The 10,475-nt window shown below is 62.7% G+C and carries 8 protein-coding genes; 6 read left to right on the plus strand and 2 right to left on the minus strand.

Annotated features, from left to right (window positions below; all coding sequences use genetic code 11):
- Positions 1 to 57 precede the first annotated feature (57 nt).
- Both katG and bfr read left to right on the plus strand, forming a co-directional pair.
- Positions 58 to 2,208 (plus strand): catalase/peroxidase HPI, encoded by a 2,151-nt coding sequence (gene katG, locus BLR77_RS23765; RefSeq protein WP_074682442.1) that lies wholly within the window; start codon positions 58 to 60, stop codon positions 2,206 to 2,208.
- 136 nt (positions 2,209 to 2,344) lie between these two features.
- Complete coding sequence (gene bfr / locus BLR77_RS23770; protein ID WP_074682444.1) at positions 2,345 to 2,809, plus strand: bacterioferritin; 465 nt, start codon at positions 2,345 to 2,347, stop codon at positions 2,807 to 2,809.
- A gap of 45 nt (positions 2,810 to 2,854) precedes the next feature.
- Here the strand turns inward: bfr and uvrA are convergent, their stop codons facing one another.
- Positions 2,855 to 5,689 carry an excinuclease ABC subunit UvrA gene (gene uvrA / locus BLR77_RS23775; protein WP_074682446.1) on the minus strand — a complete coding sequence of 945 codons (2,835 nt, stop codon included), beginning with the start codon at positions 5,687 to 5,689 and terminating at the stop codon, positions 2,855 to 2,857.
- A 192-nt stretch (positions 5,690 to 5,881) separates the two neighbouring features.
- Here uvrA and BLR77_RS23780 point away from each other — a divergent pair, with 192 nt between their 5' ends.
- From BLR77_RS23780 to BLR77_RS23795, 4 genes are read left to right on the plus strand one after another with little or no spacing between them, the layout of a single operon-like run.
- The gene (locus tag BLR77_RS23780; RefSeq protein ID WP_074682448.1) at positions 5,882 to 7,276 is read left to right on the plus strand and encodes an MFS transporter; all 1,395 of its coding nucleotides are present in this window, start codon (positions 5,882 to 5,884) and stop codon (positions 7,274 to 7,276) included.
- 9 nt (positions 7,277 to 7,285) lie between these two features.
- Positions 7,286 to 7,777: a single-stranded DNA-binding protein gene (locus BLR77_RS23785; RefSeq protein WP_003463262.1), complete on the plus strand. Its 492-nt coding sequence runs from the start codon at positions 7,286 to 7,288 to the stop codon at positions 7,775 to 7,777.
- 19 nt (positions 7,778 to 7,796) lie between these two features.
- On the plus strand, positions 7,797 to 8,681 hold the full coding sequence (locus BLR77_RS23790) for a sugar nucleotide-binding protein (protein WP_074682450.1): 885 nt from the start codon (positions 7,797 to 7,799) through the stop codon (positions 8,679 to 8,681).
- A complete protein-coding gene (locus tag BLR77_RS23795) occupies positions 8,674 to 9,597 on the plus strand; it encodes an NAD-dependent epimerase/dehydratase family protein (RefSeq protein WP_074682452.1) in 924 nt (307 codons plus the stop codon). The genes BLR77_RS23790 and BLR77_RS23795 overlap by 8 nt, the downstream gene beginning before the upstream one ends.
- A 55-nt stretch (positions 9,598 to 9,652) precedes the next feature.
- On the opposite strand, the gene BLR77_RS23800 is transcribed toward BLR77_RS23795, so the two are convergent.
- Complete coding sequence (locus BLR77_RS23800; protein ID WP_074682454.1) at positions 9,653 to 10,315, minus strand: OmpW/AlkL family protein; 663 nt, start codon at positions 10,313 to 10,315, stop codon at positions 9,653 to 9,655.
- Positions 10,316 to 10,475: the final 160 nt, after the last annotated feature.

Below are 10,475 nucleotides of genomic sequence, written 5' to 3' on the forward strand. Positions count from 1 at the left end.
TGTCCCATTGTTGGTCGCACTCGCTGGGACCGACCCGATGAGGAGAAGGAGAGAAGCATGTCGAACCAAGGTAAATGTCCGTTCAATCACGTCGCTGGTGGTGGCACGACCAACAAAGATTGGTGGCCGAACCAGCTGCGTGTGGACCTGCTGAACCAGCATTCCGATCGATCCAACCCCCTGGGCGAGACGTTCAACTACGCCGAGGCATTCAAGAAGCTTGATTACAAGGCGCTCAAGGCCGATCTGGTCAGGCTGATGACCGACAGCCAGGACTGGTGGCCCGCCGACTTCGGTCACTATGGCCCGCAGTTCATCCGCATGGCCTGGCACTCCGCCGGCACCTATCGCACCACCGATGGCCGTGGCGGTGGCGGCCGTGGTCAGCAGCGTTTCGCGCCGCTCAATTCCTGGCCGGACAACGTCAATATCGATAAGTCGCGTCGCCTGCTGTGGCCGATCAAGCAGAAGTATGGTCAGTCCATTTCCTGGGCCGACCTGTACATCCTCGCCGGCAACGTCGCGCTGGAATCCATGGGTTTCCGCACCTTCGGTTTCGGTGCCGGTCGCGAAGACGTGTGGGAGCCGGATCAGGACGTCAACTGGGGCGCGGAAGTCGCCTGGCTGGGTGTCGATCCCAAGCGCGTCAACGATGAGCGCGAGCTGACCGCACCGTTCGGCGCCACCCATATGGGCCTGATCTACGTGAACCCGGAGGGCCCCAATGCCAGCGGCGACTACCTGGCCGCAGCCAAGGACATTCGTGCCACTTTCTATCGCATGGCCATGGACGATGAAGAAATCGTTGCGCTGATCGCGGGCGGCCACACCTTTGGCAAGGCGCATGGCGCGGCGCCGGAGTCGCACAAGGGGCCGGAGCCGGAGGGCGGGCCTATCGAAGCCCAGGGCCTGGGTTGGGCCAGCAACTTCGGCAGTGGCTTCGGCAAGGACACGGTTTCCAGTGGTCTGGAAGTGACCTGGACGAAGACGCCGGCGCTGTGGAGCAACAACTTCTTCGAGAATCTGTTCAAGTTCGAATGGGAGCTGACCAAGTCACCAGCGGGTGCCAAGCAGTGGGAGGCCAAGGACGCGCCGGAGATCATCCCGGATGCGCATGTGCCGGGCAAATTCCACAAGCCTACGATGCTCACCACCGACCTGACCCTGCGCTTCGATCCGGAGTTCGGCAAGATCTCCAAGCGCTTCTATGAAGATCCGCAGGCCTTCGCCGATGCCTTCGCTCGCGCTTGGTACAAGCTGACCCACCGCGACATGGGGCCGAAAGCCCGCTACCTGGGCCCGGAAGTGCCGAAAGAGGACCTGATCTGGCAAGACCCGCTGCCCGCCGCCACCCACTACCCGAGCGCTGCCGATATCGCCGATCTGAAAGCGAAGATCGCTGCATCCGGGATTTCGGTCGGTGATTTGGTCTCCGTGGCCTGGGCTTCGGCCTCGACCTTCCGCGGTGGCGACAAGCGCGGTGGTGCCAACGGTGCGCGCTTGGCTCTGGCGCCGCAGAAGGATTGGGCCGCCAACCAGCGGGCGATCAAGGTGCTGCCGAAACTGGTGGAAATCCAGCAGGCATCGGGCAAGGCCTCCCTGGCTGATGTGATCGTGCTGGCCGGTAATGTCGGTGTCGAGCTGGCCGCCAAGGCTGCCGGTGTGACGGTAGACGTGCCCTTTGCGCCGGGTCGCGTCGATGCGCGTCAGGATCAGACCGATGTCGAGTCCTTCGATGTGCTGGAGTCTGCCGCCGATGGTTTCCGCAACTACAGCAAAGGCAACCTGGGTGTGCCCACCGAGGCGATGCTGGTGGACAAGGCGCAGTTGCTGACACTGACCGCACCGGAGATGACTGCGCTGGTCGGCGGCCTGCGTGTGCTGGGTGCCAACCACGACGGCAGTCAGCATGGCGTGTTCACCGACAAGGTCGGCGTGCTGTCCAATGACTTCTTCGTCAACCTGCTGGATATGGGCACCGTATGGAAGGCAGCCGATGACAGCAACGAAGTCTTCGAAGGGCGTACACGCAAGGATGGCCAGGTTAAATACACGGCCACCCGTAATGACCTGGTGTTCGGCTCCAACTCGGTACTGCGCGCCTATGCCGAGGTGTATGCCAGTGCCGACGGCAAGGAGAAGCTGGTCAAGGACTTCGTTGCCGCCTGGACCAAGGTGATGAACCTGGATCGCTTCGATCTGGCCTGAGCCTGAATGGCGCACCGACGGTGCGTCAGTAAACCGCAACGCCTCCCTCGTGGAGGCGTTGTGCTTTTGCTTGACCGAACCGGACGTCAGGCGGAGCATTGCCCCCTGCTCACGAATGCAACAAGGATTGCCCGGCATGAAAGGCCATACCGAAGTCATCGACTATCTCAAGCACCTGCTCAAGGGCGAGCTGGCTGCGCGCGACCAGTACTTCATCCATTCGCGGCTGTATGAGGACTGGGGCTTCAGCAAGCTCTACGAGCGCATCAACCACGAGATGGAAGAGGAAACCCAGCACGCTGATGCCTTGCTCAAGCGCATCATCTTCCTCGAGGGTGTGCCCGACATGACGCCTAACCCCTTCAAGTTCGGACAGACCGTGCCCGAGGCGTTGAAGCTGGATCTGGCCCTGGAATACGAAGTGCGCGCGGCCCTGAGCAAGGGCATCGAACTGTGCGAGAAGCACCAGGATTACCAAACCCGCGACATCCTCCTGGTCCAGCTCAAGGACACCGAGGAAGACCATGCCTACTGGCTGGAGATTCAGTTGCAACTGATCGACAAGCTGGGGCTGGAGAAGTACCTGCAGAGCCAGATGTAAGCAGACTTGCCAAAAAGAGCCCCGCATCTGCGGGGCTCTTTCGTTTCAGGCGCGGTCGCGTTCCAGCAGCGGCTTGAGGAAGTGCCCGGTATGCGATGCCGGGTTGTCGGCCACGTCTTCCGGGGTGCCGGTAGCGATGATCATGCCGCCCTTGGAGCCGCCTTCAGGGCCAAGATCCACCAGCCAGTCGGCGGTCTTGATCACGTCCAGGTTGTGCTCGATCACCACCACGGTATTGCCGTGGTCGCGCAGGCGGTGCAGTACATCCAGCAGTTGCTGGATATCGGCGAAGTGCAGGCCGGTGGTCGGTTCGTCGAGGATGTACAGGGTCTTGCCGGTGTCGCGCTTGGACAGCTCGCGACTCAGCTTGACCCGCTGCGCCTCACCGCCGGACAGGGTGGTCGCGCTCTGGCCCAGCTTGATGTAAGACAGGCCGACGTCCATCAGTGTCTGCAGCTTGCGGGCGATGGCCGGCACGGCGTCGAAGAAGGTGCGGGCTTCCTCGATGGTCATGTCCAGCACTTCGGTGATGCTCTTGCCCTTGTACTTCACTTCCAGGGTTTCGCGGTTGTAGCGCTTGCCCTTGCACACGTCGCACGGCACGTAGATGTCCGGCAAGAAGTGCATTTCCACCTTGATCACGCCATCGCCCTGGCACGCCTCGCAGCGTCCGCCCTTGACGTTGAAGGAAAAACGCCCCGGACCGTAGCCGCGCGAGCGCGACTCGGGCACGCCGGCGAACAGCTCGCGAATCGGCGTGAACAGGCCGGTGTAGGTGGCCGGGTTGGAGCGCGGGGTACGGCCGATCGGGCTCTGGTCGATGTCGACCACCTTGTCCAGGTGCTGCAGGCCGTCGAAGGAATCGTGCGGCGCCGCTTCCAGGGTGGTCGCACCGTTCAGTGCCGTGGCGGTCAGCGGGAACAGGGTGTTGTTGATCAGCGTCGACTTGCCCGAGCCGGACACGCCGGTAACGCAGGTAAGCAGGCCCACCGGAATTTCCAGGTCGACATTGCGCAGGTTGTTGCCCCGCGCGCCCTTGAGTTTGAGCAGTTTCTTCTTGTCGCGCGGGGTGCGCTGCGCCGGATAGCGGATCTTCTCACGGCCGGACAGGTATTTGCCGGTCAGCGAGTCGGGGTGATTCATCACCTCGTCCGGCGTGCCTTCGGCGACGATACGGCCGCCATGCACGCCAGCGCCCGGGCCGATATCGACCACGTAATCGGCCATGCGGATGGCGTCCTCGTCGTGCTCGACCACGATCACCGTATTGCCCAGGTTGCGCAGGTGGTTGAGGGTGCCCAGCAGGCGCTCGTTGTCGCGCTGGTGCAGGCCGATGGACGGCTCGTCGAGGATGTACATCACGCCCACCAGGCCGGCGCCGATCTGGCTGGCCAGACGGATGCGCTGCGCTTCGCCGCCGGACAGGGTGTCGGCGCTGCGATCCAGGGTCAGGTAGTCGAGGCCGACATTGACCAGGAACTGCAGACGCTCGCGGATTTCCTTGAGAATCTTCTCGGCAATCTCGCCGCGGCGGCCGGTCAGGTGCAGGTTGGCCACGTAGTCGCAGGCGTCGCCGACCGGCAGGCCGGTCACCGCCGGCAGGGTTTTTTCGCCGACCCAGACATGCCGCGCTTCGCGGCGCAGGCGCGTGCCCCGGCAATCGGGGCAGGGCTGGGTGCTGAGGAACTTGGCCAGCTCCTCGCGCACGCTGGCCGACTCGGTCTCGCGGTAGCGGCGCTCAAGGTTGGGAATGATGCCCTCGAAGGGGTGCGAACGTTTGACGATGTCGCCGCGGTCGTTGAGGTACTTGAAGTCGACGCTTTGCGTACCGCTGCCGAACAGAATGACTTTCTGGTGTTCGGCGGCCAGGTCGTCGAAGGGCTTTTCCAGGCTGAAGCCATAGTGTGCGGCCAGCGAGCCGAGCATCTGGAAGTAGTAGACGTTGCGTCGGTCCCAGCCGCGGATGGCGCCTTCGGCCAGGGTCAGTTCGCCATTGACCAGGCGCTTGACGTCGAAGAACTGCTTCACGCCCAGACCGTCGCAGGTCGGGCAGGCGCCGGCCGGGTTGTTGAAGGAGAACAGCTTGGGTTCCAGCTCGCTGATCGAGTGGCCGCAATGCGGGCAGGCGAAGCGCGCGGAGAAGATGATCTCTTCGCCCGGCTCATCGTCCATGGGGGCGATCAGGGCGATGCCGTCGGCCAGGCCGAGGGCGGTCTCGAAAGACTCGGCCAGCCGCTGCTGCAGGTCTTCGCGGACCTTGAAGCGATCGACCACCACGTCGATGGAATGTTTTTTCTGCTTGTCCAGCTTGGGCAGCTCGTCCAGTTCGAACAGCTTGCCGTTGACCCGGGCGCGGACGAAGCCCTGGGCGCGCAGCTCCTCGAATACCGACAGATGTTCGCCCTTGCGCTCGCGGATCACTGGCGCCAGCAGCATCAGCTTGCGGCCTTCCGGCAGGGCCAGCACCTGGTCGACCATCTGGCTGACGGTTTGCGCTTCGAGCGGTACGTCATGATCGGGGCAGCGCGGAATGCCGGCGCGGGCATAGAGCAGGCGCAGGTAGTCGTAGATTTCGGTGATGGTGCCGACGGTCGAGCGCGGGTTGTGCGAGGTGGACTTCTGCTCGATGGAAATGGCCGGTGACAGGCCTTCGATGGTGTCGACATCGGGCTTTTCCATCATCGACAGGAACTGCCGGGCGTAAGCCGACAGCGACTCGACGTAACGGCGCTGGCCTTCCGCGTAAAGGGTATCGAAGGCCAGAGAGGACTTGCCGGAGCCGGACAGGCCGGTGATCACGATCAGCTTGTCGCGCGGCAGGGTCAGGTCGATGTTCTTCAGATTGTGGGTGCGAGCCCCACGGATCAGGATTTTGTCCACTTAGGGAACCTCTGAAAGCTGTCTGCGTTGCCACTACCGCTTCAAATTCAGGCGGCTTGCAACGGGCCTCGCTGGGCGGGCGGAAAACGGTCGAGTATAGGGGTAGGCGGTGCCCTGCGGCAAAGTGTGTGCCTGTGCCGCCAGCGCGCTGGCTGCTAGAATCGCCGGCTGATTTTCCACGGGATTTGTTCCATGCACGATCCACACAGCGAACGCATGAGTGGCGGCGAAGCACGCGCGGCTGGCGGCCTGGCCATGGTGTTCGCATTTCGTATGCTGGGTATGTTCATGGTGCTACCGGTGCTGGCCACCTACGGCATGGATCTGGCGGGCAGTACGCCCGCGCTGATCGGCCTGGCGATCGGTGCCTATGGTTTGACCCAGGCTGTGCTGCAAATTCCCTTCGGCATGCTCAGTGACCGTATCGGCCGACGCCCGGTGATCTACGCCGGCTTGCTGATTTTCGCCGCAGGCAGCGTGCTGGCGGCCAATGCCGACTCGATCTGGGGCGTGATCGCCGGACGCGTGCTGCAGGGCGCCGGAGCGATATCTGCGGCGGTGATGGCGCTGCTGTCTGATCTGACCCGCGAGCAGCATCGCACCAAGGCCATGGCGTTGATCGGCATGAGCATTGGCCTGTCGTTCGCCGTGGCCATGGTCGTCGGGCCGCTGCTGACTCGCGCCTTCGGCCTGTCCGGTCTGTTCTGGGCGACGGCGGCGATGGCGTTGCTCGGCATTCTGATCGTGGCCGGCATCGTGCCGAAAGACGCCGGTCCGCTGCAGCATCGCGAATCAGGCGTGGCGACGCAGGCGCTGTGGCCGACTCTCAAGCACGCCGACCTGCTGCGTCTGGACTTCGCCATCCTGGCCCTGCATGCGGTGCTCATGGCCAGTTTCGTGGCGTTGCCGCTGGCACTGGTGGAGCAGGGCGGGTTGGTCAAGGAAGAACACTGGTGGGTTTATCTCACCGCGCTGTTGATCGGTTTCTTCGGCATGGTGCCCTTCATCATCTATGGCGAGAAAAAGCGCCAGATGAAGCGCGTGCTGCTCGGTGCTGTCGGCGTGTTGCTGGCCTGCGAGCTCTACTTCGCCTTCTACGGCAGCAATCTGCGGGCGCTGGTGCTGGGCATCGTGGTGTTCTTCACCGCCTTCAACCTGCTCGAGGCCTCGCTGCCGTCGCTGGTCAGCAAGGTGGCGCCGGCAGGCGGCAAGGGCACTGCGATGGGCGTCTATTCCACCAGTCAGTTCCTCGGCGCAGCGCTGGGCGGCATTCTCGGGGGCTGGCTGTACCAGCACGTTGGCCTGGGCGGTGTGTTCATCGGCTGCGCCGTGCTCTGTGCAATTTGGCTGGCTATTGCTGTTACTATGCGCGAACCGCCGTATGTGACCAGTTTGCGCCTGCCGCTCGATGCCGCGGCACTGGCCGATGTCGGACTGGTCGAACGCCTCAAGGCGACGCCGGGAGTGGCGGACGCCGTGGTGGTGGCCGACGAAGCGGCCATCTATATCAAAGTCGATACCCAACAAGTGGATCGCACGACGCTGGAAAGCCTGATCGTATCGGCGCCAGCGGCGTGCCGAGTCTAGGAGAACGTTATGGCCCGTGGGGTTAACAAAGTCATTCTGGTCGGTACCTGCGGCCAGGACCCGGAAACACGCTACCTGCCCAGCGGCAACGCGGTAACCAACCTGAGCCTGGCCACCAGCGAGCAGTGGACCGATAAGCAGACCGGGCAGAAGGTCGAGAAGACCGAATGGCACCGCGTGGCGCTGTTCGGCAAGGTCGCCGAGATTGCCGGCGAGTACCTGCGCAAGGGCTCTCAGGTGTACATCGAAGGCAAGCTGCAGACCCGCGAGTGGGAAAAGGACGGCATCAAGCGCTACACCACCGAGATCATCGTCGACATGCAGGGCACCATGCAGCTGCTGGGCGGTCGTCCGAGCGGTGATGAAGGTGGCGCTCCGCGTCAATCGCGTCCGGCCCCGCAGCGCGAGCCGCAGCAGGCCCCGCGTCAGGAGCGTCCTGCACCGCAGCAGGCCCAGCCAGCGCCTGACTACGACAGCTTCGATGACGACATCCCGTTCTGATCTGAGCGGGCTCTAGCCTATGCGAATGCGCCTTATGCTGCTGGGCGGCGGTAGTGCCCTGGGGCAAGCGCTGATCCGTCTTGGCGCCGAGGAAGACATCGGCTTCCTCGCGCCACGTCCGCCGGAAGATGGCTGGGATGCGGCGAGCCTCACCGAGCTGCTCGACGAAACCCGTCCGGATGCACTGATCAATCTGGCTTACTACTTCGACTGGTTCCAGGCCGAGTCGGTGGCCGAGTCGCGCCTGCAGACGCAGGAACGCGCGGTGGAACGTCTGGCCGAGCTATGCCAGCACCATTCCATCGTGTTGCTGCAGCCGTCCAGCTACCGGGTCTTCGATGGTTCGCGGGTCACCGCCTACAGCGAGAAGGAAGAGCCGATCCCGCTCGGGCTGCGTGGCCAGGCGCTGTGGCGTCTGGAGCAGAGCGTGCGGGCGATCTGTCCGCGTCATGTGCTGCTGCGCTTTGGCTGGCTGCTCGATGACAGCCGTGAAGGGCTGCTGGGGCGCTTTCTGTTGCGCGCCGAGCGCGACGATGCCCTTTATCTCGCCGATGACCGGCGCGGTAACCCGACGCCGGTGGATGATGCGGCGCGGGTGATTCTGGCCGTGCTCAAACAACTCGATTGCGAGTCGCCCTTGTGGGGCACCTATCATTACGGCGGTCATGAAGCGAGTACATCGCTGAGCCTGGGGCAGGCGGTACTGAGCGAAGCGCGTCACTATCGCAGCAATCTGGTCGAGGACATCGCGCCGCAGGCGCACGCCGCCCGTCCAGATGCAGCCGATGAGCCGCAGCACGCCGTACTGGCCTGCAAGAAGATTCTTCACACCTTCGGCATCAAACCGCGCGCCTGGCGCTCTGCTCTGCCGAGCTTACTGGATCGTTACTATCGCCATGGCTGAATTTCTCGTAACGGGTGGTGCGGGTTTCATCGGTTCAAATCTGGTCGATGCCTTGCTGGCCGCTGGCCACAGGGTGCGCGTACTGGACAATCTGTCCATGGGCAAGCGCAGCAATCTGCCGCTGGACAACCCACGCTTGCATTTCATCGAAGGTGATGTAGCCGATGCCGAGGTGGTCGCGCAGGCGGTCGCCGGTTGTGCGGGTGTCGCACACCTGGCCGCGGTGGCGTCGGTGCAGGCTTCGGTCGATGATCCGGTATCCACTCACCAAAGCAACTTCATCGGCACCCTGAACGTCTGCGAGGCCATGCGTCAGCATGGCGTGCGACGCGTGGTCTATGCCTCCAGCGCGGCTATTTATGGCAACAACGGCGAGGGCGTGGCAATCGATGAAGCTACCGCCAAGGCGCCGCTGACGCCCTATGCGTCTGACAAGCTGGCCGGTGAACACTACCTGGACTTCTACCGTCGCCAGCATGGCCTGGAACCCGCGGTTTTCCGTTTCTTCAATATCTTCGGCCCGCGCCAGGATCCATCCTCGCCGTACTCCGGGGTGATCAGTATCTTCACCCAGCGTGCGCAGCAGGGGCTGCCGATCAGCGTCTTCGGTGACGGTGAGCAGACCCGTGATTTCTTCTATGTCGGTGATCTGGTCGCGCTGTTGATGCAGGGTTTGCTCAGCGAGCAGGTGGTGAGTGATCCGCTCAATGTGGGATGGAGTCAGGCCGTCAGCCTCAATCAATTGCTGGCCGAGATCGGTGTGCTGTGCGGCGGCCTGCCGCCGCTGACGCACCTGCCGGCACGCGCTGGGGATATTCGCCACTCGCGTGCCGACAATACGCGCCTGCAGGCTCATTACCGCATGCCGCAGCAGACGCCGCTGCGTGAAGGGTTGCGCCAACTGCTCGGTTTGTGAATCGAGCCCATGAAAAAGCCGGCATTCGCCGGCTTTTTCATTTCTGCGAGGGTTATCAGAACTTGTAACCCAGGCCGACCATGTAGACGAAGGGGTCGATGTCCACGTCGACGCTGACCTTGGTGTTGCCAGCGTAGGTTGTGCCGGTGGTTTCGATATCGATGTAGCGCACCTGGGCGTTGATCATCAGATTGTCGGTCAGCATGTAATCGGCACCGACTTGTGCAGCCCAACCCCAAGAGTCCTTCATGTCCAGGCCACGGAAACCGGCACCTTCGGCTTCGCTGCTGAGCTTGTCGTCGAAGAACCACGTGTAGTTGATGCCGGCACCGACGTAAGGCTGAAAGGCCGACTTGCTGTCGAGCGGGTAGTAGACAAGGCTCAGGGTCGGTGGCAGATGCTTGACCGAGCCCAGTTTCAGGCCGCCGAGACCTTTGGTGCCAACGTCGTGGCTGAACGGTGTGGCAGCCAGCAGTTCGATACCAAGCTTGTCGGTGAGCATGTAAGCGAAGTTCAGACCCAGCTGGGTATCGCTATCGAGTGTCGCTGCGGTCCCGGCAGCTTTTACGCCACCAATTTTGACGTTTGAGCTGTCTTCGTGCGGATCGACGGTGATGGCGCCGGCGCGGACGATGATATCGCCAGCCTGGTGGGCTTGGGCGATGGGGGCAGCGATGGCCAGGGCCAGCAGAGAGGCAGTGAACAGTGACTTGTACATAGCGAGCTCCAGTTCGAGTCGGTTGTGTCTTTGGCTGGAATCAATGCTAAGCCACGCAACAATTCACTTTTTGACCTAGCTCAATAGATCGGCGAGCTCTGTTGCGGTGTTTTGTCCATTGCTTCGAATGCATCTCTAGATGATAATGTTTCTCTTTTTG

The organism is Ectopseudomonas alcaliphila (assembly GCF_900101755.1).
Classification (GTDB): domain Bacteria; phylum Pseudomonadota; class Gammaproteobacteria; order Pseudomonadales; family Pseudomonadaceae; genus Aquipseudomonas; species Aquipseudomonas alcaliphila.